The sequence below is a fragment of the Providencia xihuensis genome, assembly GCF_041953405.1.
GTDB classification, from domain to species: domain Bacteria; phylum Pseudomonadota; class Gammaproteobacteria; order Enterobacterales; family Enterobacteriaceae; genus Providencia; species Providencia vermicola.
The window spans coordinates 3,765,976-3,792,962 of the sequence record NZ_CP169565.1; the positions used below are offsets into that span (position 1 = coordinate 3,765,976).

Here is a 26,987-nt window from a genome sequence, read left to right on the forward strand (position 1 = left end):
CATTCATGCTCTAAATCGTGTGGGCTATCTGCACCAATTACGCGATAGCCCAAAACATAGTGAGCATTTAAGGAATACTATGCCTTGGATCCAAATCAAAATTAACTCCACAGCCCAACATGCGGAAGCACTGGGTGATGAACTTATTGAAACAGGCGCAGTCTCTGTAACATTTCAAGACAGCCACGATACCCCTGTTTTCGAACCGCTACCTGGGGAAACCCGTCTGTGGGGTGATACTGATGTAATTGGCTTATTTGATGCAGAAACGGAGATGAAATTCGTTGTTGCTCAATTAGAAAATAGCCCTCTACTGGGCACTGGTTTTGCCCACAAAATCGAACAGTTAGAAGACAAAGACTGGGAAAGAGAGTGGATGGATAACTTTCACCCAATGCGCTTTGGTGAGCGCTTGTGGATCTGCCCGAGCTGGCGAGATGTCCCTGATCCAACTGCGGTAAACGTGATGCTTGATCCTGGCTTAGCATTTGGAACAGGAACTCACCCAACCACATCCCTGTGTTTACAGTGGCTTGATGGCCTTGATTTAGAAGGTAAAACGGTGATTGACTTTGGTTGCGGATCTGGGATTTTAGCGATCGCTGCACTCAAGCTCGGTGCCGCTCATGCCATCGGGATCGATATTGATCCTCAAGCGATTACGGCAAGCCGTGATAACGCTGAACGTAATGGCGTTTCAGAGCGTTTATCTCTCTACTTACCGAAAGACCAACCCCAAGAGCTCCAAGCTGATGTCGTCGTCGCTAACATCCTTGCTGGCCCATTACGTGAATTAGCACCAATGATAAGCGTGCTACCGCGTGCAGGTGGGTTACTAGGACTTTCGGGTGTTCTCGCAACACAGGCAGAAAGTGTCGCAGATGCTTACCGCGCAACCTTTGAAATCGACCCTATTGCCGAGAAAGAAGAATGGTGCCGCATCACAGGTGTCAAGCATTTTTAATAGAAAAATTATAAAAATCAGAGAATAATTTCTTTGAAAATAAGCGCAGAATAGATTATCTTATAGCTCAAATATTGCTCAGTTGCTGGCGATAATCTGTTCTGCACGAGATTTGAACAGCATAACAGTTATTTTAATAAATGGTTACGTAGTTATCTTAACTATTTGTTAAATATAACTAATTTTAAAATTGCAAAAATGCAAGATAAAAAAATTAGTGATAAATAACCGTTTGCTCAAAGTTTGTCCTTTCATATCTCGTAAAAAATGCGTAATATACGCGCCCTTGCAGTCACAGTATGGCCCCCATTTAGATATGCGAATCGGACAATATCAGTTGAGAAACTGTCTTATTGCTGCCCCCATGGCAGGCATTACAGATAAACCGTTTAGGTCGCTCTGTTATGACATGGGTGCAGGGATGACAGTATCGGAGATGCTTTCTTCTAACCCTCAAGTTTGGAAGACAGACAAATCTAGACTCAGAATGGTTCATCGTGATGAACTTGGGGTTCGTTCTGTTCAAATAGCTGGCAATGATCCCGATGAAATGGCTGCCGCGGCTCAAATTAATGTTGAGAGTGGCGCTCAAATCATCGATATCAACATGGGCTGTCCAGCTAAAAAAGTGAATCGTAAGTTTGCAGGTTCAGCACTGTTACGTTATCCAGACATCGTTAAATCGATTCTCGAAGGCGTTGTTAAAGCAGTGGATGTTCCCGTTACGCTTAAGATCCGCACAGGCTGGTCACCTGAAGAGCGAAACTGCATAGAGATTGCCAAATTGGCCGAAGATTGCGGCATTCAAGCACTCACTATTCACGGCAGAACTAGAGCCTGTCTGTTTAATGGGGAGGCTGAATATGACAACATTCGGGCAGTTAAGCAGACTGTTACCATTCCGGTTATTGCCAATGGCGACATTACTGACCCGCATAAAGCCAGAGCAGTTCTAGACTACACAGGGGCGGATGCCTTGATGGTAGGCAGAGCCGCTCAGGGAAGACCCTGGATCTTTCGGGAAATCCAGCATTATCTGGACACAGGTGAGCTCTTGCCACCAATGCCTATGGCAGAGGTACAACGCATTATGCTCGCGCACGTACAGGAATTGCACGACTTTTATGGTCAAGGCAAAGGAGCCCGTATCGCGCGCAAACATGTTTCTTGGTACTTAAAAGAACATGCACCTGATGACCAGTTTCGGCGCTCATTCAACGCCATTGAGGATGCCAGCGAACAGCTGGAGGTGTTGGAAGCATTTTTTGAAAATTTTTGCGTAAATAAAGATAAGAGCTGACAGAACTATGTTCGAACAACGCGTAAATTCTGACGTACTAACCGTTGCTACTGTAAATTCACAAGATCAAGTAACTCAAAAACCGTTACGTGACTCAGTTAAGCAAGCACTGAAGAACTATTTTGCTCAATTAAATAATCAAGATGTTAACGATTTATATGAGCTGGTATTGGCTGAGGTAGAACAGCCTTTGTTGGACATGGTTATGCAATATACCCGTGGAAACCAGACCCGTGCAGCCCTGATGATGGGGATCAACCGCGGAACTCTGCGTAAGAAACTGAAAAAATACGGCATGAACTAATCCTAGTCGGTTAATGCAGTGTTTTTAAAGGCATTTCCTGTTTTTCAGGGAATGCTTTTTTGTTCCCCCTCCCCCCAAAAATTCTGCTCACAATCTCTTGGCACTTACCGCGGTAATCAACAATATCGCCCCATGACAAGCGATTCCAAAAAATAAGCACAAGGTGATGCGCTAAGTCTGATTAACAAATCAGTGATGGCTTATATTCTTATAGCCCCCTTAGTGGTTTACAATTAGAAACTGACCTTGAAGTGTTCCTGAGTCAAATTGACCAGAATACCTACGCAAAGGAATAAGATAATCTAACAAATACAGTTAGTTATCCTATCCCCCGGTTTCAGCTTAATCAACTAACGGGTTACACACTCGTTAGTTGAAACTTTCTAACCCCCTGCTGTAACTCCTGAGTTTGCTCAGCTAATGAACTGGCCGCCGTTGCCACTTGCTCAACTAAAGAAGCATTTTGCTGTGTAACGCTGTCCATCTGTGTAATCGCCACACCAACTTGAGCAATACCTTTACTTTGCTCTTCAGAAGCCACCGTTATCTGCTTCATAATCGCAGTCACTTCATTGATACCTTGCAGAATGTTTTCCATGGTTTTACCCATTTCATTAACTAGTCCTGTCCCTTTTTCAACACAGGCCCCTGAATCCGCAATCAAACGTTCGATTTCCATTGCCGCATCCGCGCTGTGACTCGCTAGCTTACGGACTTCAGCCGCGACGACCATAAAACCACGGCCGTGTACACCCGCCCTTGCCGCTTCAATGGAGGCATTTAGCGCTAATATATTGGTTTGAAAACTAATATCGTTAATCATATTGATGATATCTGCGATTTTTTGTGAGCTTTGGGATATCTCATTCATTGTCACAACAACTGAATCAACGATCGTATTTCCTTTGTTTGCTACGACAAACGCTTCACTTGCTAATTGGTTCGCTTGAAGAGTGTTTTCCATATTCAGCTGCACAGCCGCAGTAATTTGTTCCATACTCGCCGCCGTTTCTTCTAACGCTGCCGCTTGTTCTTCCGTTCTCGATGAAAGATCACTGTTACCATTGGAAATTTCACTCGCCCCGAGATAAATATTTTCACTGCCCTGCCGTATAATACTAACTGATCCGCGCAAGCTTGTTTGCATCTCTTCAAGCAACGGAAATAGTTTACCAACACAATTGTTTCCGAAAGGCTTAATTGAATGACTTAAATCCCCTTTCGCTATTTGCGAAAAATATTGTCTTAGCAAATCCAATGGCTTTTGCATCATAGCTGCAAGGTAGCGATCGGTGAAAATTAGAGTTAATACCCCGAGTACCGTCGCAACAATCATTACGACACGCGTAATATCCATTTGATTATCAACTTGGTCACGTGTTGCACTGATCATCTCTTCTGCTGATTGATTAAACTTTTGGATTGATGCGCCAAATGTTCTGCTCAATGCTGGGGTCACATTATGCGCGTGGGTTAAATATTCCTGTGAATTATCTCCCATGCCTAGAACTAACTGTGGCTTAACACCCTCATCAAGTAGTGCCTGCCAGCTATTAATCACTTGCTCAGAAATCTCAGTTTCCATCGGCCCTGGCGAAATCGCTTTCATCTGCTCAAGATAGCTTGCCATATTCTCCATCGCATCTTTAACAGGTGCATAATCGATAGTTTTTCCCTCATTTTTACTTTCCATCACACGCGTTAACCGTGTGACAAAACGAAAATATTGGTCATTTCCTTGACTGAGTACTGTCATCTGTTTCACCAATTGCCTATCGATATCATTACCATCAGCAATCCGAGACAAAGACCAACCGCTATAGAGACTGGTTCCCCCCAAGATCAAGCATAGAAGCCCTAATAAAATGAGCATAACAGCACGAATTGAGTAGTTTCGAAGTTTCTGCATACAATTTCTCTTTTGGTGGGATAAAATGACGATATTTAACTTTATCGGCGATAAAGAGAAAAAAATTAGCCTCTTAAATGGGTTATTTAATAGACAAAAATCAGCAAAATAAGTAAAAACACTTATAATTCAACAGGGTTATTATTTGGTTTTAAGAGAATTAATTTTGTATACGCTATAAATTAATTTTATAAGTTTGATAAAGATCGCTAAATACAGTTTCTTAACCCTAAGCTTATGCACCAGCTTTTATCTTTGCCCAATACTGTTCTTATACTCAATTCCCGCTACATAATCGATTTCATCATTAATCATGTCGATATCAATTCACAATTTATTCTCACTTAAATCAAATAATTATCTATCTCATAAATTGACTTAAATATATTGATCTTGAAATTACTTTTAATATAATAATATTGATTATCATTTGCATTATCATTACAAAAGGCAAGCCTACTCCAATGAAAACTATCTCCCCCGTTGGAAACAATAGGGTTAAACTTAAGCCAAATATTATTTGTTTTACTATTTTATCTATTCTTTCTTTTACAACTTATGCAGCCAACACAGAACCCAAATCGTCACAACCCCAAGGTGATGATGATACGATTGAGCTACAAGATAGCTACGCTCGGCCAGATTATGTTGAAATTGAACGTTTGCGAGATACCAAGCAAATTATTGTTATTACAAAAGAAGATATTCAGGGAAAAGGGAACCGCACCATCTCTGATGTGCTTAAATCCGTTCCTGGTATTAGCGTAGATACCTCTGGGCAAGGAAATATTGACCTGCGTGGACAAGGCGCAGAAACCTCACAGCGTAATCTGCAAGTGTTACTTGATGGCGCCCCGATTACGACCCTTGCGAATCATCCTTATACTACTAACTACGATATCATCCCTGTTGAACAGCTTGAGCGGATTGAAATTATTCCGGGAGGTGGAAGCGTTATTTATGGTTCAGGCACTGCGGGTGGCGTTATTAACATTACCTCTAACTTAAGAAGTATGGCCGATCCTAAAACCAGCGTTTTATCTGAATGGAACTCAGAAGGATACCGCTTAAATGCCAACTTAGGTGCTCGGGTTAATGATAAATTCTCCTTGTTGGGGACAGCCAGTAAACTCAACCGTGACCTCTACTATAAAGATACTTACCGTAACTCAGAATATTACTCGTTAGGTGGGAGATGGGATCTCACGCCAGATCAAAGTCTTATGTTACGTGGAAGCCATCTCACGGAAAGCTCACAGTACGTTAAAACGCTGACTTCACGTAATATCAAAAAATACGGTAAAGACTACGTTCCACCAGATAAAACCGTCACTGTAGGTATTGATGAAAATGGTCAGTTGATTAAAAAAACCATTAGTGGTTATTTAATTGGCGACCGCGAGGTCGATAGCTATAACCTTAGCTATCAAAATGCATTTACCGATAAGCTAAATTTTGCCACTGATGTTTTCTATACCGATGGTTTTTATACCAATAATGCCAATTGGGAACAAAAAGTTGATCAAAAAAGCCACGGCACAAAAATAAAATTAGATATTGGTTATCTTGATAATAGCAATTTACTTCTTGGTGTTGATTATTCGCAACAAAAAGCCTCAATTCATTATATTGGTAGCTATAAAAAAGATAAGAAAGGCCGCTATTATGGAGTTCCTCATAATTTCGATTACGATAAAACAACAAAAGCCATTTATGCACTTAACAGTTTGAAATCAGAGCAGTTTGTATTTACGCAAGGTTTAAGACGTGAATTGTCTGAATGGTCATTTGATAAAAGTGGTACGGTAAATGGCTCGGGTACCTCAGACCGTTGGAATACCGCGGCGGAGCTCTCCCTTGCTTATCTTTATCGTGATACTGGCCGAGTGTATGGGCGATACGAACGAGGTTACACCCTTCCTGACGGCCTGCAAATCAGCGATCAATCCGTTGTTAATGGTGAAAAAATCTATACCCCGACTAAGGCCGAAGATGAAAAATATGACTTATTTGAGCTTGGCCTTAGAGATAAATTGGCGTTCAGCACAGTCAATGTAACGCTCTGGACATCAAATACCAATAATCAACTAAATCGTATTTATCTTACCAGTGTTAATGACGCGAAAACGATGAACTTACTAAAAACTCGCCGCTGGGGAGCCGATGTCGACTTCCAACAAACTCTCGGCGATTTCACCTTCCAAGAGTCTTATTCATGGCTCAGAGGACGCTCAGATTACAATAATCATGGACGCCAATTTTTGGAGGAAAATGGTAAAAACACCATCGACTACACCAAAAGTGGTTTAACCAAAGTGCCAGAGCATTCCGTTAAACTAAAAATTAAATACGACTTTACCGAGGATTTATCAGGGGATATTCAATACACCTATTACGGTTCGTACAATAATTTTCTCTCTGATGCCAATAAAGAAGAAGATGGCGTAGTGAAATCTCGTGAGCTTATCGACCTCAGTGTTCGTTATGCACCTATTGAACATATTGAATTATATGGTGGTGTTACTAACTTGATGAACAAAACTTACTACGATTACGTCACCTCAGGCTATGGTTCATTAATTCCGGGAAATGAGCGTTCATTCTTTGCGGGTATAAAAGCGACCTATTGATTTAAACAGGAAACGTTTCGGTGACTATACATCCCTCTTTTCGTTATAAACTCGCCTTAACGGTGTCACTCGTCATTCATATCACAGCTATTGTGTTTATCGCCCTACAAACTGGTAGGGCGCTCCCCATAGTGGAAGGTGTAGAAACAATAACGTTATCCCTTGGTGGACCAATGAGCTCTCAAGGGAGCTCAAGTCTAGCAAGTCACCAAGGAGAGCCTCTGAGACAAACAATAGCCTCAGAGCAAATCTCAAAATCAGAGCCTATTTCTCAACAAAAGCCGGCAAATAAAGCTCAAAACCCGCCAAAACGCGACCCTATTTCTGCGAATATACCCATTGATGATACCGTTGAGTCCCCATTACTTACTCAAAAAACAAAAGTGATGAAAAAACCTAAACCCGTTCAACCCGCACACAAGTCAGAGCAGAACACACCACATCAATTAGTTGCTGATAATCCACCTAAAAAGACGGAGAACCAACTGATTACAAAAGATCCGCATCAAATAACACCATCAAGCTCACAAGACAAAGCGCAGGCGATGACATCCAATGCTCCCGAAAAAAATGGTTCCACCGCAACCCCATTGGCGTCAGAAAACAGCCCAAGTGGCCAAGGGATAAATGCCTTATCCGGTAATAGTCAATTTGCAGCAAATGGGGATGGCAGCTATACCGCACTGGGTTCGAGCGGGATCTCCTACACAATTTTACAGGATGCAAACCCTAAATATCCCAAAGAAGCTCGCTCCTTGGGTTATACAAAAGTGGTTAAAGTGCAAATTCGATTATTAGTAGGGTTAGATGGCCAAGTTGAGTCCGTTGAAATATTAAATAGTAAAATCCCTGATTTAGGTTTTAAAGAAGAAGCCGTGAAGGCAATTAAAAAAATGGCATTTAAACCCATTATTTACCAAGGACAAAACATTAAAATGTACTTTAAAAAGACAGTGGTTTTTCAGTATTAACCGGGTAATTTAACAGAAAAAAGGTACAGCAAACCCCGCTGTACCTTTACAGTTAGCTTAAAACAAGATTGAAAAATTAACGGTATATCGGTAAAAAATTAAACTGAGCGAGTAATTGGCAGATAATACCCAAAATACCAAAAGCAATAACGGCATAGATTAACCCTTTACCGCCCCATACTTTAAATTTTGAATCCGGGAAACGTTCTCTGACTTTCAATGCCATAATAGCAGGGCAGATTATCGCCCAAATACATGCTGCCATACCAGCATATGCTATTGCGATTAAAAATCCATTTGGGAATAACATGCAAAGAATTAAAGGGGGTAAAAAGCAAAGTAATGCTGATTTCATTCGCCCTGAAGGATTATCTTTAAAGTTCAAAGAGGCGAGTATGTAATCAAATAACCCAATAGCAACACCTAAGAATGAGCAGAATACAGCACTAATAGAAAACCAGAGTAAAAATGTCGCAATGTGTTTGCTGTTAAGTACGGCATAGAGTGATTCAATAAATGCGTCTAAGTTACCGCCTTTATTGATTATTGTTAAGAACTCAGCTCTTGGTAAATTGCCCATTGTTCCCATAATCCAAAGGAAATAAAGGACGAGTGCAAGTACACAACCAATCACACAACTCTTAACCACTTTTCTTTCATTTTCATGATATAACTTGTACAAGCTACATACATTACCATGGTAGCCAAACGAGGTAATGGCATAGGGAATAATAATAAATACAAAAGGTAATAATGCGGTTTGCCCACCTTCAACAGGTGATGTTAATAATAAGTCCGTTTTGACAATCAAAAATAATCCAGAGAATGCGAGGATAAACAAAATAATTTTTATAAATAAAAATAATGATGTTAAACGACTCGCACCAACACCACTCCACCAAATACTCGCACCTAGTATTAATGTGAAGGCAATAAAAATAACTCTTAAATTAATATCATAACCATAAATAGCCGCAGCTTCTTTAATAACAGATCCCGCTGCAGATATATAGGCATAAATTAATATATACAGCACAAATATTAATGCCATGTTAGCAATATAACAGGCCCATCTTGGTAAAAGTTCTTTTGATATAAAAAAGTAATTCGTCCCTGCGCCATATTTAGAAATACATTCTAAAATATAAATCCCTGAATGAAACATAAAAAAGCAAACAACTAACAAGATAACTACAGAGTTAATAAACCAAGCTCCAGCCATAATAGTTGGCAAGCTAAACATTCCCGCCCCTATCATGGCACCGCCTAGCACAAAACCCCCTACCATTATGGAGGGTTCTTTCTTGGCTGCCGAATTATTCATGGTGTTTACCTTAAGAATAAGGATGAGGTTCCCGCATTGCACGGGAACCATAAGATATACCTATTTTTATTTAATAGGTTTTAATCTTGCTGTGAAGTGTCTTAATACTGGTGGCTCATATTCAAAATCCAACCCTTTTAAGGTGGCAAATTTATCTTTTAAGCCAATCAGAGCATCTGCAATGTAATCCATGTGGTCATTAGTATAAACACGTCTTGCGATAGTTAACCGCATGAATTCCATGTCTGCATGTTTTTGTTTCCCAGTTTCGGGGTCACGTCCTAATAAAAACGAACCAATCTCAACAGCACGAACACCTGACTCTAAATATAACGCATTAATAACCGCTTGTGCTGGGAACTGATCACCTGGAATATGTGGGACCAGTTTTTTACAGTCAACAAATACTGCATGTCCACCTGTAGGGTATTGAATTGAAATTCCCCCTTCACGTAAACGGTCACCTAAATATTTTACTTGGCCAATACGGTAATGCAGGTATTCTTCGCCAGCACCCTCTTCAAGTCCTTGCACCATCGCTGCCATATCACGGCCAGCTAAACCGCCGTAAGTTACAAAACCTTCCATCGGAACACAGCGCTGTCTTGCTAGTGTAAAGATATTTTCATCATTTTTAATACAAACTAATCCACCAATATTTAATAACGGATCTTTTTTCGCTGACATCGTTAATGCATCAGCATATTTGTACATATCAAGGATGATTTCTTTAATCGTTGCATTTTTATATTTCGGATCACGCTCTTTAATAAAATACGCATTTTCACAGAAACGTGCGGAGTCCATAACAACAAAAATATTATGTTGTTTTGCGATTTCATACACTTCTTTCAAGTTAGCCATAGATACTGGCTGACCACCTGCACTATTACAGGTGATAGTAGAAACAATCGCAACAACGTTTTCTGCACCATACTGCGCAATATTATCTTTCAATTTTTGAATATCAAAGTTACCTTTCCAATCATCATAGGTATCTGAGTCATAGGCTTTTTCTGTAACGATATTGATTGCTTTACAATGGTTTAACTCAACGTGGGCTGCTGTCGTATCAAAGTGGAAGTTAGAAATAAATACGGGCTTTTTCGCTCCGCCTTGTTCCTGTTTGACTTTCAGCAATACAGGGAACAACATATTTTCAGCACCACGGCCTTGGTGAGCGGGAATGACATAATCGTAATCAAACATCTCTTTAACTTTATCTTTTAAATCATAATAGTTACGAGACCCTGCATATGCTTCATCACCCGTAATCATCGCTGCCCACTGGTGATCACTCATGGCATTGGTACCAGAGTCAGTTAAGAGATCGATATACACAGCACTGCTTGGTAATAAAAATGGGTTGTATCCCGCTTCTTTTAATGCAGCTTCACGCTCTTCTCTTGATGGGATACGGATATTTTCTACCATTTTAATACGAAATGGTTCTACGATTCTTTTAGCCATGATAATACCTTTAATTTTTCATTAAATAATAAATATAAGAATTCGAACTTATAAAAAATAAGCTAACGAAACTTTTAACTGAGGAAAAATTGAAAGGTTAATTATTTGGAAAAAAGAAGGCTAAGGAAATATCAATATTGAACCATTTCTTCATATAGAAGAAATACCTTGATATTAGTGACTCGTTTAACAAGAACATACTATGACTCCTATCAACAAGGAATTAGTACAACCATCTGCATTATATATATAACAGTTACATTCTTAAATTAACCCCTATTGTCATATTATTATACTTATATCACATTATTTAGGCTAAATAGCATAAACCCTTTGAGCTCAGTCACAATGTTTATTTTATGCAATTTAGGTGTTAAAAATAATTTAATTAATTAACTTATTTCACAAGGAACTGATAATAAGTATGTTAGTTGAATAATTATAAAGAATAATTTAGCTTAATATAAAAATATCTTAATTAAAATTAAATGGATAGAATCTTACAATAAGGCTTTATCCATTACTTAACTAATCGTTACTGAGCATCTTTGCCATACTTTGTTGACTTTGGACCGTATAAAATCCCATTAGGGCTACCTGCAGATAATAACCGAGTACTTGTTATACCCGCTATTGCATAGCTTTTATCTGTCATCGTATCTGCTAGCTGATTCATAACAGCAGAAACTAGCGCACCTAAAATACCATTTGAAGAGGAGTTATAAACAAATGTAACCCATAGTTTCTTAGTGCGGGTTAAATAAAACACTCAACAAAACTTATTTTTAATGAGAATAACCCTCTGTATGCCATGAAATTTTCTGCACAAAATATCCACATCCTGCATTATTTTAACTTTTTATTAACATTAATGATTGTGCTTTCTCTCAGAAACAGTAAGTGTAGGGAGGGCACGTTGTGACCATAAAAATAAGCCTGCTACTAAAAATTATTAAACCCTCATAATAAGAGAGTTAATTATGACGATGCAAACAATCGCTGTGAAATCATTTACTTCCACAAAAACAACATCAAAGGTTTTGCTGATTTGCTGGATGAGTATTTTGTTTGAAGGATACGATGTCGGCGTAATGGGGGCGGTACTACCTACCCTTGCCGAATACAAGCAATGGAGTTTATCGCCTCTTGAGCTAGGAGCTCTAAGTAGTTATGCATTAATAGGTATGTTTTTTGGTGCCTTTATTATTGGCACACTAAGCGAATTATATGGTCGGCGGCGCATGTTATTAGCCTGCGTAACGTTATTTTCAGTCACCATGTTAGGCGCTGCATTGGCACCCACACCATGGGTTTTTGGGATCATGCGTTTTATTGGTGGAATTGGTTTAGGGGGTGTAATTCCTGTTGCCGCCGCTTTAACCATTGAATATTCCCCCAGTGAAAAACGCTCATTTAATTATGGCATTATGTATTCTGGTTATTCATTGGGGATTTTAAGCGCAGCTCTAGTCGCGATATGGTTGCTTGAACAATTCGGCTGGCGAAGCGTGATTGCTTTTGGTGCATTACCATTATTACTTATTTGGCCAATGGCACGCATTCTTCCTGAATCACTCGAATATTTAACCCATAAAGGCTTACACAGTGAAGCCAAGGCATTAGCTAAAAAACTTGATATTAATTACCAATCGACATCTGAGCATGTGCAAGATAACCCCCAAAGTATTAAAGAAATTGTTTCCGTTGTTTTTGCTTGGCGCTACTTACGAGCTACAGCTTGTTTTTGGATAGCCTTATTCTGCGGTATGTTATTAGTCTATGGATTAAATACTTGGCTACCTTCTATTATGCGTAAAGAAGGATATAACTTAGGTTCCAGCTTAACATTTTTAATTGTATTTAGCTTAGCCTCTGCGCTGGGGGGGTTATTCTTAGGAAAAATTGCAGACAGATATGGTGTTCGAAATTCTGTGGCCTTCTTCTTTTTGCTTGGTGCTATTGGTGTGGGAAGCTTGATATTCAAGCAAAATATTTATATGAACTATATGCTCGTCGCCTTTGCTGGGGTCGGCAGTATTTCAGCTGCATTGATCTTAACAGGCTATATTGCCAATTATTACCCATCCAATGCGCGCGCATCTGCAACGGGTTGGGCACTTAGCTTCTCACGAATTGGTGCTATGACAGGGCCAATGTTTGGTGCATATATTGCGAGCCTTGGAATTGCCACAAGTTGGAATTTCATTGCATTTGCTATTGTCGCCATTATTGCTGCGATTGCTGTTATCTTATTACCAGCCAAACAGATCGTATAATATGATAAAAAGGATAGAATATATTCTATCCTTTTAAAGATTCCATCAATTTTAATTCTAATCTAAATAATGGCATTAGCTTTAAAATAATTAATGCTCATTAATTGTGTATGCTAAATTATCACTCCCAAGATTTATTGACTTCTCCGCGACAACAACCCCCCGAACAATAATACGAGCTAATTTTGGAGATAAATCTCGACTCACATTAATGTGAAACTGATTCATTTCATCATCTCTAACTCTAATATTCTTCAGCTTATGGAAACTCAATAAACCATCAGTATATTCAACCTCAAGGTAACAATTACTATTATCCATAACCTTATCTGATTCATATATCATTCCATATGCTGAATTTAACGGAGGGTATATATAACTTGGTAATTCATTACGTGGATCGTAAAACCCAATAATAGTAATTACTTTCCTACCTTGTTCTAAAGGAACCAAGTCAACATAAGGTTCGTCTTCAATAACCCAAATAACGCCATTTGAGACATAGTATAATTCAATATTTTTTTCAGCTGATAAAATAGTTCCATTCATATGTAAATAAACACCATAACTAGAGCTCGAGTTGATTTTTATAACATTGCCATTATTGTCATCATTCGCATCTGGAAAATAAACATTTCCAGCCCAATTCCCGTCATAAATATCAATATAAATATATTTATTTTCTTCAAAGTAATCATTTATATAATCAGCTGTAATATCTACAGAATTTTTAATAGTGACCCACTTAAAATCATATTTGTTTATCTTATTCTCATACTCTACCATTTTATTTTCTTGATTATTCCAAATGCTAAATCCTGTTTTAGAATTTGGATCAAATATCGCTTTGCTCTCCAAATCATTTTGAATATAAAATAATGAATATGGTGTATGTAAAGTAAAAACATTGTGCTTCTCATACATTGGACTGCCTCCCGCCATAGCATCTCTACCAAGAGAGTGGTCTTCAAAAGGGGGTGCACACGGCCCAATTCCTTCATCTTCTAGATATGTAGGTTTGTTGGTGATATCTTGTTTAAAATTAGGCAGAAAAAAATTATTATCGCAGTCCCATCCCCATGTAGAGTTTCGATGAGTTGGGATCTGAGCAACTGAGCCATCAAAATCCCCAGGGTAATGCCCTAAACCAAAGTTATGCCCAACTTCATGACTAAATTCATTTCCTATCGTGTCATCTAGCGTCACCATGCCACTTCCACCCGATCCTCCATGAACTTGTATGCCATTCTCATACATCCCTATACTTGTATGTACTGTAAATTGTGATGTATTTCCCCTTGGACCAAGCTCTCTACCTGTTACATTGATACCATAATTTGCATAGTTAATTCCTGAAGCAATCAGTGACTTGGCAATTTGTTCCCTCATAATTCCATCGTGCCAGCCACCATTCCCTGGTGCATGGCCAGTAAGTAAGCGTCCATCAGACAGCATCACCTCATCTAAATCGATAGGATCATATGTATTGACGATTAAACGAGATACTGGAATTTGTTGAAAATATTGACGATGATATTCAGGGTTTTCTTGAAATTCAAATTTCTCTCTATGGGGAGTTAACATACCAATTGCAATCGTATTTAAGAACAACTGATTAGGTGCTCTTACTATAGGCTTATCAATAAAACCAAATTTATTATCTCGGATAAATTTAAGCTTTATTCCTGGTTGAATAACATCTTGAGGAACAACGACAGACCAAGTATTTCCTATATATTGAATTTCTGATAAAAACTTTCCATCACTATTGCTGTCAGTTGACTCGTACCATGTCCCTCTTTCATTAACAAGTAATAAGGAATCCCCTTGTTCAAGATTTTTCTTTGTAGAATTAAAGAGAATTGAAATCCCCCATGTTGATGTACATTGGAATAACACTTTTTTACCCGCATAATCCAAATTATAAAATAACTCAAAGGATGGAGAGTATCCGCCATCATAAGTTACTACATTTATTGTGTTATATTCGTCAATAAACTTATTAAAATACAATGGATCTTTAGCGTTTTGTAATTGTTCACTATTATCTAAGGTAAAATCAAAATAGGATGGCTGTGAAAAATCAGCCTCTATTTCAGCATATACGTTCGAACAGGTCTTGGTTAGGTGCTCAGGAGATAACATTTCCTGATTAAATAAAATATCATAATTTTCATTATAAATAGCAATTCGAATAGGAGATTCGCTTAATAAATCGTCATGAGGCTTAAACATAAACATTGTTTTTCTATTTGATATTAACGTTGGTTGAATATCATTACTCACATGATTTTTTGCAGGTATAATACTATTTTGCACATAATAGACCGTACCTTTAAGATCACCATAAGTATCACTATCATATTTAGAATTATTAAAATAGGTTATGTTTTTTTTCATTTAAAATCTGCCTTTTCTTGTTGGACGGATTGTTTACTTTAAATAGCCATTAATTGTCATATGATTTAAAGAGGAAACAATATTAAAGAATTAAATAAAAATAATATAAATTCAAATTAATAAATTACTTCCAATTCAAATCCCCATCAACTTGAAAAGTAAGATAATTAAAATCAATCATTAATTTTAAATAAAAAATAAACTAGACGCCTTAATTCGTTAAATATTATTTAACAGACTTAACTCATTATGGAAATACTAAAATATTGTATAACTATACTATTAAATAGAGGTGTGATAACACACCTCATAGATTAGCTATATTAAAAAGCAGATTGGTAAGAAACCTGAGCACCTCTAGTGAGAGTTCCCTCATTCGAGTAAGTACTTTCTACTTCAATAAAAGACTGATTTTCCCCATTAAATATTTTTTTGTATAGTGAGAGATCTGGACGATAGCGAGTTTTCTTTGTAGTAATATCCATCATCAAATATTGTTGCGAGCCATTACCTGAAATCGAAACAATTAATCCTTGGTTACCAACATTTAAACTATGTAAATTGTTATAGCCACTCTCTGCGATTAATTCGAAGTTTCCATTGGGGTGAAATTGCATTAACGAAAACAATCGGCGAGACGGTTCTTGAGCAATAACAAAAATATCACCATTCAAATTTTGCGCCACTTGATTAATGCGTACTGGTAGCCATTTACTGCTAATCACCTGCTTGCTTGGAATATCCATCACCACTTCCAGTGATCCCATTTGATGCCCATAGCTATACCACATGACGATTTTGTCTCTATAAGTAGCGAAATTAAATTCAGATCGACTATCAATTTCTTCAGGATACAATGATTTAGCTAATTCACGAACATCCATAAAATGTTCCCATGTCATACCTTTATCTTGGCTAACAAAAATTTTTTCATTATTTGCCACAACATAAGCAGGATAATTTTTAGATTGATAAATTTTACCTGTTATCAACCCTGCAAATTGAACGCCAGATTTATCTTCCCATGGCATAATGTTACTGGCTGATAGTGTTGTTAAATCGATAGTTTGGTAGCCATCTCTGAGAAATAGTAAACACTGTTTTTTATCACAGACCGCATTATAGAAACTCTTGTCACCACGAGTGATAAAACGGACACCTTGATTATCTGCAAACAATACTTGGTAGTCATATTCTCTTTCATATGCGTATGGATTATATGATGAGTAGTAATAATTTGAACTCTGGCTTTTTTGCGTCACAATTAATGTGCCATTTTCAGCGGGGAAAGTCGTCGCCCAATCATAATTGGTAATTGCAGAACGGTTTTCTTGATGATGTTCTATTTGCCAAGCAATACTACCGTCTCGCACAAAAATTAAAACGGTCGATAACAAACTTAATGCAAAAACTGCAGTTAATAAGATAAAACGCTTACTGAGAAAGGGGTTCATGAACGCACCTCCGTCACATAATCTGTTTGACCATGTTGGCGACGTAAATGTTTCAAAATATATTGTGATTGATAATAGGCCTTACCTCGTCGAGAGAATTGGTAATATATTGCAACACCCAAACCAATTGAAAAGCTTATCCCCAATAAAATGGTTGTCGTAACGCTAATATACATTCCTCCTGTATCTAAGATATTAACCCAATCCCAATAGTCCCAATAATTGCCTTTCTCTATTGTTTCAGAAGTTGTTAGCCCGACAGCAATAAGAACAAAGAAAATTAAAAGAAAGCAGGTAAATCCCCATAAGCCGAAATAAAAACCACGTTCTTGAGGTGCCCCTCTGCCAATTAAGCTATAGGCAAGTCCATCTTGATGGTTATAGATACCAAATATTGCCTGTTCATTTGAGTGATCTTGGATATTTTTATGGAAAACTTCGAGCTCATCACCTTGCGCAATAAATAAGTTGTGGTTATTAAACAAAGGCTCATTGGCTGAAACTAAAACCTCCATATGGCTTTTATTAATTTGTAAGCTGATAAGGTTTAGCGCTTGCTCTGTATCCCCTGCCTTAATGGTCAAACTTCGATTATCTGTAATATTCACCTTACCGCGAGTAACCGATAATGAGGTTTTATCAATGCTAATATCTTTAGCCTTACGTAAATTACTGGCCTTAGATTTAGGGTTTTTAATACCGTCAATTTCAATCAATGGGCTTTGTTCGTTAATTTTGAATCGCCCCTCGATAATAAGGTCTAATACTTTTAAAATTTGTTTTCGTTTAGGACTAATAATGCGCTTCGTTTGTGCAAGGGCTAGGCCAAATAAAACGATGCCACAAAAAGCGGCACAACCCAAAATTGCCACCAGCGCTATCATTAAAAAGCTATCTTCCGCAGCCATAAAGCAATAATACACCACAGGGATCAAGGCCATTAATACCAGCGAAATGATATATTGTTTGCCCAGAGAGCGCGTAAAACTCACATTTCTATCGGGCTCTAATCGACCATGTTTTTCATGATAGACCCATTCTAACCAATAGCTGCCATCGTTCAGTTCTTCTGCACAAATAACCAAAGAATCGCCTTCTTGTAGGCGTTCCAAAAAAATCTTACTATTTTTAAAGTCATCTTGATTAAAGAAAAAAACTTTCCCTGACGCTATCAGCCTTGCCATACCAATTGGACTGACATTTTGATAATCACACTGAGTAAGATTGACATGGAAATATTGAACTCGCATGAATAATGCCTATTTCGCTAAGTAAATTTAACATTATGATAATAAATAAAGGCATATTGCCCTAGTGAAACTTATCTTATAATAAAATAATTCAGATAATGACGAGTGCCCTTAAGCACCTATTTTTCGAGGTTTTATATTTCGAAATACGCGCTATCTACTAGTAAAGCCAATAATTACTGATAAACTTGCAATCACAAAAAAGTCTATACATATAATATGGCAATAAAATCGATTTACTCGGCCTTCCTCTAACGACAATTTTGAATAAAAGCGATGACATCACAACCTGCTTATAAGCAAATTCAGTCTTACATTTTACGCAGCATTGATTTGGGTATTTTTAAACCCGAAACACAGATTCCCACAGAGCTTGAGCTATGTGCGCAGTTTAATGTCAGCCGTATGACAGTAAACAAAGCCATTTCTGAATTAAGCCAAAAAGGGATTTTAAACCGAATTGCAGGTAAAGGTACTTTTGTTGCGACACAAAAGCATGAGCTTCCAGTGACAAAAGCATTTGATATCTTTGATGAAATATCCCTAAGCGGCAAGAAGTATAGTGGGCATCAACTGCAATTAAAAGTCATCCCTGCATCTGCAGAAATTGCGCTACAACTCGGAATTAGTGAAGGAAGTGAGGTCGGTTATTGTAAAGTACTACATTTTGAAAATGATATCCCTCTCATGTTGGAAGAACGCTACGTTAACCACGCAATCGTTCCTGAATTTGTTAAGCAAAAATATGGGGATACAGAAACACCAAGTGGCTATTTACAACGCCATTTTCCTGTAAGTGAAATGGAACACACCATAGAAGCGGCATTAGCCACAAAATCCATCGCTCAATCATTATCGATTAAAGAAAATTCACCTTGCCTGCAACTTAGGCGTCGAACTTGGACTGGAAATACACTGATTAGCTACGTCAATATGGTCACAGCAGGTTCTCGTTACAAATTAAAATTGCATTCGCGTATTGAGAATTAATGCAAAGATAAAAAAATGGGGCAAAATTGCCCCAAAGCGACTGATAAATATAAAAAAGACATCAAGCACATCTGCATCACAACAAATTTGTTTTCACATCCCCTGATATATTGGCCCTTCCCCACCTTGCGGTGCAGTCCAAGTAATATTTTGCTGCGGGTCTTTAATATCGCAAGCCTTACAATGCAGGCAATTTTGCGCATTAATCTGTAACTTCTCTTGGTGTTGCTCGCCAATAATTTCATAGACCCCAGCAGGACAATAACGCGTTTCTGGCGCGGCATATTTCTCTAAATTGACTCGAATCGGTACATTTGTATCTACCAGTTTAAGATGGCAAGGCTGATCTTCTTCATGGTTAGTATTCGATAAAAATACAGAAGAGGGTCGGTCAAAGGTCAGTTTTCCATCAGGCTTAGGGTAAGTGATTGGCTTGAAGTTTTTAGCTTCTTTCAATCTTTCGTGATCCGCCTGTTTAATCTTTAATGTCCATGGGCTACGGCCTTTTAACAATAATTGCTCTACACCAAATAACATTGAGCCCATCACTAATCCATTTTTCATATAAGGTTTGAAGTTACGAGTCTGGTAAAGCTCTTGATATAACCAGCTCTGCTCAAATCTTTGGCGATATTCAAGAGTAAATTGAGTAAAATCAATCGACTGATTTTTAAAGCACGCTAAAAAAGCGTCTGCAGCCAATGATCCACTTTTTACTGCACAATGTGTTCCTTTAATTCTGGCCCCATTGAGAAATCCAGCATCATCACCGATTAATGCGCCCCCAGGAAAACTCAATTCAGGGAGTGCGGATAATCCCCCAGCAACCATCGTTCGCGCACCGTAACTGAGCCTTTCCCCACCAGATAAAAAAGTGCTAAAGGCGGGGTGTGTTTTTAAGCGTTGAAACTCTTCATATGGAGATAAATACGGGTTTTCATAATTCAGACCAACAACTAACCCTATCGCAACTAAATTCTCACCGTAGTGGTAAGCAAACCCACCGCCGTAAGTGTGGTTATCTAACGGCCAACCAACAGAGTGAATAACTAACCCTGCTTGATGCTGATCTTTCGGGATCTGCCAGATTTCTTTAATCCCTAAACCATAGCTTTGTTTGCTGCTATTTGAATCCAAATTAAAATGATTTATCAACTGCTTACCTAATTGACCACGACACCCTTCGGCAAAAAATGTCATTTTAGCCAGCAAGTTCATTCCAGGTTGGTACATCGCCGTTGGGTTACCCGATTTATCTAACCCCATATCACCCGTTGTCACACCAATGACTTGACCTGCATCATCAAAAAGTACCTGTGTTGCAGCAAAACCAGAAAAAACGTCAACACCCAAAGCCTCGGCTTCAACAGCTAAAGCCGCACTCACTTGCCCTAGACTACCAATTAAGTTTCCTTTATTTTTCAAACAATTAGGCAATAGTGGTAACGGTAATTGGCTTGAGCTATTTTCTTTTAGCCATAAAAAGCTGTCCTGACTGACGGAGGTTAGCGGCGTCGAAATTTTATCTTGCCAATCAGGTAATAATTCATTTAATGCACGAGGATCTATCACTGCACCTGACAGAATATGGGCACCTATTTCTGCACCTTTATCAATCAAACATACTGACAGTTCAGTGCCTTGCTCAGCAGCAACCTGCTTTAAACGGATCGCCGCTGATAATCCCGCAGGCCCCCCACCGACAATCAGGACATCAAATTCCATCGATTCCCGCTCAGGAGCCTCGCTTACATTTTCTCTATTGTCGATAGCCATATGCACCTCTTACGCAAGCGCTTTATCAAGTTCAGGTAAGATTTCAAACAGATCACCAACAATACCGTAATCTGCTACTTGGAAGATTGGCGCTTCTGGATCGCTATTTATGGCAACGATCACTTTGCTCTCTTTCATCCCTGCAATATGTTGAATTGCACCAGAAATCCCAACGGCAATGTATAACTCTGGCGCGACAATTTTTCCTGTCTGCCCCACCTGATAATCATTAGGTACATACCCCGCATCTACCGCTGCACGGGATGCGCCGACAGCAGCACCCAATTTATCTGCGATGGTTTCTAATAACGCAAAGTTTTCACCCGAACTTAACCCCCTCCCTCCCGAAATCACGACTTTCGCTGAGCTCAATTCTGCGCGACTAACTTGTGTGAGTGACTGGCTTTTCAATTGAGCTCGTTGAATAAGTTTATTTGGGGTGATGTGTTCAATTTCTGCGCTATGTTGTGCTTCACATACGCCGCTAAATGCCGAACTGCGTACAGTGATCACCACCTGCTGCCCATTATTCTGTACTGTTGCCAACGCATTCCCTGCATAAATAGGTCGAATAAAATTTTGGTCATCAATAACTTGTGTGATGTCAGAAATTTGTGCGATACCTAATTTTGCGGCAACACGTGGGGCGATATTTTTACCAAAGGTTGTCGCAGGAAACAGTAAATGGCTATAATTTTGTGCAACAGAAACAATCGCACTGGTCATGGGTTCCGCCAGTTGGTCTTTCAAAGCATCTGATTGAATCGTTAATACTTTATTCACCCCCTTTAAGCCCGCTGCTTGTTCCACCACGTTTTCAGTGTTGTCGCCCACAACAAGTAAATGCAATTGTCCACCCACAGATAGAATATCCAGTGCAGCCGTAATACTATGAAAAGTTGATGATTTTATTGTCTGGTTATCATGCTCAACAATAACTAAAACTGATGATTGGCTCATTGTCATTCCCCTTGGTTAAATCACTTCTTTTGCTTGTAAGGCGCTCACTAATGCCGCTGCATCATTGAGTAAAGTACATTGCCCTGCCCGTTTTTTCGGCTCAGACACCTTGATAGTTTTGGTTTGCCCCAAAGGAGAGAAGTTCATATTCGAAATATCGATGATATCTAACGGCTTTTTCTTTGCTTTCATGATGTTCGGCAAAGTTGCATAACGGGGTTCGTTGAGACGTAAATCGGTTGTCACAACCGCAGGGAGTTCCATTGCCAGTGTTTCCAAACCGCCATCAATCTCACGGGTCACTTGCAGTGAGTTACCCTCAACAACAATTTGTGATGCAAATGTCGCCTGACCATAATCTAATAATGCGGATAACATTTGCCCTGTTTGGTTGCAGTCATCATCAATCGCTTGTTTGCCTAATAAAATTAAATCAGGTTGTTCATTTGCCACCACTTGCTGTAATAAACGGGCGATATCAAGTGATTCTAAAACTAACTCCGTTGGGCGTTGAATTAAAATGGCGCGGTCTGCCCCTATCGCCATCGCACTGCGTAAGGTTTCTTGATAACTGATATCCCCAATAGAAACAGCAATAACTTCAGCCGCTTTACCCGCTTCTTTTAAGCGCACCGCTTCCTCAACCGCAATTTCATCAAAAGGATTCATCGCCATTTTGACGTTAGCTAGCTCAACCCCCGAGCCATCGGCTTTTACGCGTACTTTAACGTTATGGTCAATCACTCGCTTCACTGCGACTAAAATTTTCATAGCAACTCCTATCCCAATTCTATTAACGATTGGCTTTTATTAAGGTGGTTTGAATCGTTTTTAGGTTGAGGGAAGCCTTAGCAGTGAAAGCTTCACTGCTATTGGCTCGCTCAATGTATTCTTTTATTAATTAAATCAAATGGTTCATTTGGTTATTTCGTGGTTGGTAATATCAGCCTATCTGCCACTGACATTGGCCATTTTTTAATCGCGATATAATAAATAATGCTGGTCGCAACTAAGCCCACTATCCATGAAACATCGACGCCACCAAGTTGTTCGACTAGTGGGCCAGTGTAGAAACCCGTTGAGATAAATGGCATTTGAATCAGTACGCCAATGATGTAAGTGAAAATCCCCACTTTGTTCCAGCGACCATAACGACCGTTCGGGTTTGCGAGTTCAGGCACATCGTAGCGGCCCTTTGTCACCCAGTAGTAGTCAACCAAATTGATCGCACTCCATGGAGTGAAGAATGCCAGTAAAAACAGTAAGAAAGCAGAGAATAATTTTAAGAACGAGTGCTGGCCAGCTAACCCTAATAAGGTTGAAAAACTCACCATTAAAACGATAAAAAACAATCTTTGCCCTTTCGTAATGGTGTTTTTCCCTCTAAAGCCGCAAACAATCGCTGCCATTGACATAAAACTGCCATAAGCATTTAATGCCGTGATGGTCACTTTCCCAAAGAAAATAGTGATATACAAAAGTGCTGCAATTAACCCTGTACTTCCTAGACCCACAATGTAGGAAACCTCATTACCCGCAAACTTATTCCCCGCTAAGGCTGCAGCAAATACCCCTAAAATCATTGATGCTTGCGTTCCGATAACAGTCCCTGAGCCTACCGCCATAAAGGCTTTAACGGTTGGTGTTTTAGTTGGTAAATAACGCGAGTAGTCAGCAACATAAGGGCCAAAAGCAATTTGCCAAGATGCTGAGAGTGACATGGCTAATAAGAAATGTGTCCAATCAAAATGGCGATTTTCCATTAATACGGAGACATCATTCATGTAAAACAAGCGGAAGAATAGATAAAAGAATGCAATAACGCCAACAACACTCGCGACCTTACCTAAAATATGAATGATCCGATAACCACAGATAGTGATCCCGATAATCACCGCACCAAAAATTAAGATCCCAACCCAATCAGTCACATGGAGTAATTGCCCAACCGCTTGGCCTGCTAATACCGTTCCACTGGCAGAGAACCCAACATACATCATACAAACCAATAAGATAGGAATAACCGCACCATAAACACCAAATTGTACACGGCTTGAAATCATTTGAGGTAGTCCCAGTTTAGGCCCTTGCACCGCATGCAATGCCATCACAGCTCCACCTAATAATTGACCAATAAATAATCCAATTAATGACCAAAATACATCGCCCCCAAGCACAACAGCGAGCGCCCCTGTAACGATAGCGGTAATTTGTAAGTTAGCACCAAACCAAAGTGTAAACTGGCTAGATAAGGTGCCATGGCGTTCAGATTCAGGAATGTAATCGATGGAACGCGCTTCAATAAGCGGGACATTGTCCTGCCGACCTTTTTGCCCTGTTGCGATGTCGTTTGAAACTGTCATGGTAAATCCTCTTTAAGCAGGCTGGCTTAAAGAATGAACCAATTAACTGTAATGAATTCGTAAAAACTGTGATGGTGAGTACAGTGATTACACATTACATTGGGTGATGTTTTATCTGTTATCCACCCATAATCAATAATTGAAATACATTCTTAAACCTGATTGTTGTTGTGTTTTTAATTCCATGATCCTGTTGTCAGGTAGTGCTTCCTATGTTGCTTGACTCGCGAGTAGCCGCCTGTCCCGTCTACCCGCTTCTGGTAAAAATAATGATTTCAATAAATTACACTGCATCCAATACAGCACGCGAAATAATAATTTTTTGAACTTCGGATGTGCCTTCAAAGATACGCAAAATACGTGCATCACGAACATACCGCTCAAGGGGTAAATCACGAATATACCCATATCCCCCATGAAGTTGCAGCGCAGCATCAGTGACAAACCCCGCACACTCCGCCGCAAACAGTTTTGCTGTCGCCGATTGCAAACTAAAACGCTCACCTGAATCACGCAGCTCTGCAGCACGCCAAGTCAACATACGAGCAGCTTCAAGCTGTGTATGCATATCTGCTAGACGCCATTGTGTGCCTTGGTATGCCGCTAATGGCTTTTTGCCAATTTGACGCTCTTTCACCCAGCCCAACGTGCTTTCCATCGCCGCACGAGCAATACCCAGTGATGTTGCAGCGACTTCAACACGGCCTTTGTCTAAGACTTCCATTGCAGTATGGAAGCCTTTATTTTCTTCACCGAGTAAGGCAGATTCAGGTAGCCAGCAATTCAGTGCTAGCTCGTAAATTGTACTGCCGCGTAACCCCATGGTTTTTTCTGGCTGAGAAAATGCCACCCCTTCAGTGCCTTTTGGGATCATAAATGCACTAATGCCGCGAGCCCCTGCCTCAACATCTGTTTTGGCATATAACACAATAAAATCCGCTTCTTTGGCGTTAGTAATATAGTGCTTATTCCCGCGAATACGCCAGCCACCATTTTCACGCGTTGCAATAGTACGCATATCTGCAGGGTTCGAACCCGCAGCGGGTTCAGTTAAACCAAAAGCGCCCAGTAACTCACCTGAAGCGGCTTTCGGTAACCAATAGGCTTTTTGTTCTTCGGTTCCACCGATCAAAATAGAGTCAGTGGCTAAAAAATGAGCGGTTAAAGAGGATGATGTAGAGGCACAAGCTGCCGCGACCGCTTCAACAATCATACTCATCGCAATACTACCAAGGCCGAAACCGCCATATTGTTCAGGTAGGTTAATTCCCCAAGCGCCCATTTCGCCTAATGCGGTTAAGCTTTCTGCACAAAATGTTTCCGTTTCATCGTAACGCTGTGCATTGGGTTGCAAAATATCGCGACACACTTTTTCAATTGCATCCACAATAGCTTGTTCTGTTTCATTAATTTCAAAACTCATTGTACGGCCTCCCTATTTTTGCTTATTGTTCTTGCCGATTTATACAGTGCATTTGCTTCGCCCAAAACAGGGGCTCTTCGTGTTGAATGGGGTTTTTTGCCATTAAAGAACACTGGCTGAGAGATCAATGGAGTCCCACCATCATTCAGGTGTGTGAGAACCTGCCGAACTTGAGCATGCTCGCTTTGTGTCGCTTGCTGTAGATTATGAATAGGCGAGGCGGGAACCCCTGCATTTAGCAGTAAATCACACACTTCATCTACCGTTTTTTGCGCAGTCCACCCCTCAATTTCCCCCCTTAACTCCCCATGATGGCGTGTACGGCTTGGGTCATCTTGAAAGCGTGAGTCTTGGCATAAATGCATTTTTCCCATACATTCACAAAAACGTTGGAACAGTTTTTCACTCGCAATGGCAATCACCACTAAACCATCTTTGGCATGGTAAGTATCAAATGGTGTGGATACAGGGTGACGATTACCCACTAAACTCGGTGCTTTATCATGTGCAAATAGGTTAGAAAGTCCCGTTAGTTGCATGCTGAGCAAAACATCCACCATCGCAACATCGATATATTGCGCCGCTTCGTTATGGCGCTCTCTGGCAAATAACGCACTGCTAATCGCCCAAGAGGCAAACATCCCCGCACACACATCACCAATAGATTCACCACTGCGCGTTGGCCCCGTTTCAGGGAAACCCGTCACGCTCATCAGCCCTGACATAGCTTGTGCCACAATGTCGTAAGCAGGGTAGCTCGCTAATGGGCTATTTTGCCCAAAACCGGAAATGCTTGCGTAAATCAGTGCTGGGTTGTGCTGCTTTAAACTGTCAAAATCAATACCAAGGCGTTTGGTCACACCTGGGCGAAAGTTTTCGACCACTACATCACTTTCTTTAACCAGCTGAAATAAAATGGCGCGATCTTCCTCTGCTTTGAGATCCAGCTCGATGCTGCGCTTCCCTCTATTGATCAAGCCGTAATAAACACTTTCACCTTCAATAAAAGGCCCTAAGTGGCGGCTGTCATCCCCATGATCTGGCACTTCAATTTTGATCACTTCTGCACCGAGATCAGCCATCATTCCCGTGCAATAAGGCCCTGCTAAAACACGGCTTAAATCAATCACTTTGATCCCAGCCAGTGGCCCTTGTCTTTTCTGAGTTGACGCAGCATTCATACTGAATTCCTTATTTTCCAGAAAGTTGCCGACCTAAGCCGG

19 protein-coding genes and 1 pseudogene are annotated in these 26,987 nt (G+C 39.7%); 7 read left to right on the forward strand and 13 right to left on the reverse strand.

The window, feature by feature from the left end; translation table 11 throughout:
• Positions 1-79 precede the first annotated feature (79 nt).
• The 3 genes from prmA to fis all read left to right on the forward strand — a co-directional run bounded on the left by prmA (position 80) and on the right by fis (position 2,568).
• A complete protein-coding gene (gene prmA, locus ACE2AL_RS17090; protein ID WP_206083523.1) occupies positions 80-964 on the forward strand; it encodes a 50S ribosomal protein L11 methyltransferase in 885 nt (294 codons plus the stop codon).
• A 316-nt stretch (positions 965-1,280) separates the two neighbouring features.
• Positions 1,281-2,264 (forward strand): tRNA dihydrouridine synthase DusB, encoded by a 984-nt coding sequence (gene dusB / locus ACE2AL_RS17095; protein WP_206083522.1) that lies wholly within the window; start codon positions 1,281-1,283, stop codon positions 2,262-2,264.
• A 7-nt stretch (positions 2,265-2,271) separates the two neighbouring features.
• Positions 2,272-2,568 (forward strand): DNA-binding transcriptional regulator Fis, encoded by a 297-nt coding sequence (gene fis, locus ACE2AL_RS17100; RefSeq protein ID WP_004258438.1) that lies wholly within the window; start codon positions 2,272-2,274, stop codon positions 2,566-2,568.
• A gap of 358 nt (positions 2,569-2,926) precedes the next feature.
• Here fis and ACE2AL_RS17105 read toward each other — a convergent pair whose 3' ends face one another.
• Positions 2,927-4,477 (reverse strand): methyl-accepting chemotaxis protein, encoded by a 1,551-nt coding sequence (locus ACE2AL_RS17105; protein WP_375083713.1) that lies wholly within the window; start codon positions 4,475-4,477, stop codon positions 2,927-2,929.
• A 464-nt stretch (positions 4,478-4,941) separates the two neighbouring features.
• Here ACE2AL_RS17105 and ACE2AL_RS17110 point away from each other — a divergent pair, with 464 nt between their 5' ends.
• Positions 4,942-7,107: a TonB-dependent receptor gene (locus ACE2AL_RS17110; protein ID WP_272574021.1), complete on the forward strand. Its 2,166-nt coding sequence runs from the start codon at positions 4,942-4,944 to the stop codon at positions 7,105-7,107.
• Positions 7,108-7,127: 20 nt separating this feature from the next.
• A complete protein-coding gene (locus tag ACE2AL_RS17115) occupies positions 7,128-8,078 on the forward strand; it encodes an energy transducer TonB (RefSeq protein ID WP_272539221.1) in 951 nt (316 codons plus the stop codon).
• Positions 8,079-8,154: 76 nt separating this feature from the next.
• On the opposite strand, the gene ACE2AL_RS17120 is transcribed toward ACE2AL_RS17115, so the two are convergent.
• From ACE2AL_RS17120 to ACE2AL_RS17130, 3 genes and pseudogenes are all read right to left on the reverse strand, one after another.
• Positions 8,155-9,402, reverse strand: coding sequence for an aromatic amino acid transporter (locus ACE2AL_RS17120; protein WP_375083714.1), 1,248 nt, complete (start codon positions 9,400-9,402; stop codon positions 8,155-8,157).
• A 66-nt stretch (positions 9,403-9,468) separates the two neighbouring features.
• Positions 9,469-10,872, reverse strand: coding sequence for a tryptophanase (locus ACE2AL_RS17125; protein ID WP_206083519.1), 1,404 nt, complete (start codon positions 10,870-10,872; stop codon positions 9,469-9,471).
• Positions 10,873-11,407: 535 nt separating this feature from the next.
• Positions 11,408-11,593 (reverse strand): annotated as a pseudogene (locus tag ACE2AL_RS17130) (GNA1162 family protein); the annotation flags it as partial.
• Positions 11,594-11,852: 259 nt separating this feature from the next.
• Between ACE2AL_RS17130 and ACE2AL_RS17135 the strand changes: the two are divergent.
• Positions 11,853-13,148: an aromatic acid/H+ symport family MFS transporter gene (locus tag ACE2AL_RS17135; protein ID WP_272539219.1), complete on the forward strand. Its 1,296-nt coding sequence runs from the start codon at positions 11,853-11,855 to the stop codon at positions 13,146-13,148.
• 90 nt (positions 13,149-13,238) lie between these two features.
• On the opposite strand, the gene ACE2AL_RS17140 is transcribed toward ACE2AL_RS17135, so the two are convergent.
• From ACE2AL_RS17140 to ACE2AL_RS17150, 3 genes are all read right to left on the reverse strand, one after another.
• Positions 13,239-15,548 carry a M66 family metalloprotease gene (locus ACE2AL_RS17140; protein WP_375083715.1) on the reverse strand — a complete coding sequence of 770 codons (2,310 nt, stop codon included), beginning with the start codon at positions 15,546-15,548 and terminating at the stop codon, positions 13,239-13,241.
• Between the two features lie 323 nt (positions 15,549-15,871).
• Positions 15,872-17,002: a hypothetical protein gene (locus ACE2AL_RS17145; protein WP_375083716.1), complete on the reverse strand. Its 1,131-nt coding sequence runs from the start codon at positions 17,000-17,002 to the stop codon at positions 15,872-15,874.
• On the reverse strand, positions 16,999-18,252 hold the full coding sequence (locus ACE2AL_RS17150) for a hypothetical protein (protein ID WP_272539216.1): 1,254 nt from the start codon (positions 18,250-18,252) through the stop codon (positions 16,999-17,001). Before ACE2AL_RS17150 ends, ACE2AL_RS17145 begins: the two co-directional genes overlap by 4 nt.
• Before the next feature lie 276 nt (positions 18,253-18,528).
• Here ACE2AL_RS17150 and ACE2AL_RS17155 point away from each other — a divergent pair, with 276 nt between their 5' ends.
• Complete coding sequence (locus ACE2AL_RS17155; RefSeq protein ID WP_206083515.1) at positions 18,529-19,242, forward strand: UTRA domain-containing protein; 714 nt, start codon at positions 18,529-18,531, stop codon at positions 19,240-19,242.
• A 93-nt stretch (positions 19,243-19,335) separates the two neighbouring features.
• Here the strand turns inward: ACE2AL_RS17155 and ACE2AL_RS17160 are convergent, their stop codons facing one another.
• From ACE2AL_RS17160 to ACE2AL_RS17185, 6 genes are all read right to left on the reverse strand, one after another.
• The gene (locus tag ACE2AL_RS17160; RefSeq protein WP_272539215.1) at positions 19,336-21,018 is read right to left on the reverse strand and encodes an electron transfer flavoprotein-ubiquinone oxidoreductase; all 1,683 of its coding nucleotides are present in this window, start codon (positions 21,016-21,018) and stop codon (positions 19,336-19,338) included.
• A 9-nt stretch (positions 21,019-21,027) separates the two neighbouring features.
• A complete protein-coding gene (locus ACE2AL_RS17165) occupies positions 21,028-21,978 on the reverse strand; it encodes an electron transfer flavoprotein subunit alpha/FixB family protein (protein WP_206083513.1) in 951 nt (316 codons plus the stop codon).
• A 15-nt stretch (positions 21,979-21,993) separates the two neighbouring features.
• Complete coding sequence (locus tag ACE2AL_RS17170) at positions 21,994-22,749, reverse strand: electron transfer flavoprotein subunit beta/FixA family protein (RefSeq protein ID WP_375083717.1); 756 nt, start codon at positions 22,747-22,749, stop codon at positions 21,994-21,996.
• 152 nt (positions 22,750-22,901) lie between these two features.
• Positions 22,902-24,341: a purine-cytosine permease family protein gene (locus ACE2AL_RS17175; RefSeq protein WP_375083718.1), complete on the reverse strand. Its 1,440-nt coding sequence runs from the start codon at positions 24,339-24,341 to the stop codon at positions 22,902-22,904.
• 283 nt (positions 24,342-24,624) lie between these two features.
• Positions 24,625-25,764 carry an acyl-CoA dehydrogenase family protein gene (locus tag ACE2AL_RS17180; RefSeq protein ID WP_353166356.1) on the reverse strand — a complete coding sequence of 380 codons (1,140 nt, stop codon included), beginning with the start codon at positions 25,762-25,764 and terminating at the stop codon, positions 24,625-24,627.
• A complete protein-coding gene (locus tag ACE2AL_RS17185; protein ID WP_272574012.1) occupies positions 25,761-26,945 on the reverse strand; it encodes a CaiB/BaiF CoA-transferase family protein in 1,185 nt (394 codons plus the stop codon). The genes ACE2AL_RS17180 and ACE2AL_RS17185 overlap by 4 nt, the downstream gene beginning before the upstream one ends.
• Between the last annotated feature and the right edge of the window lie 42 nt (positions 26,946-26,987).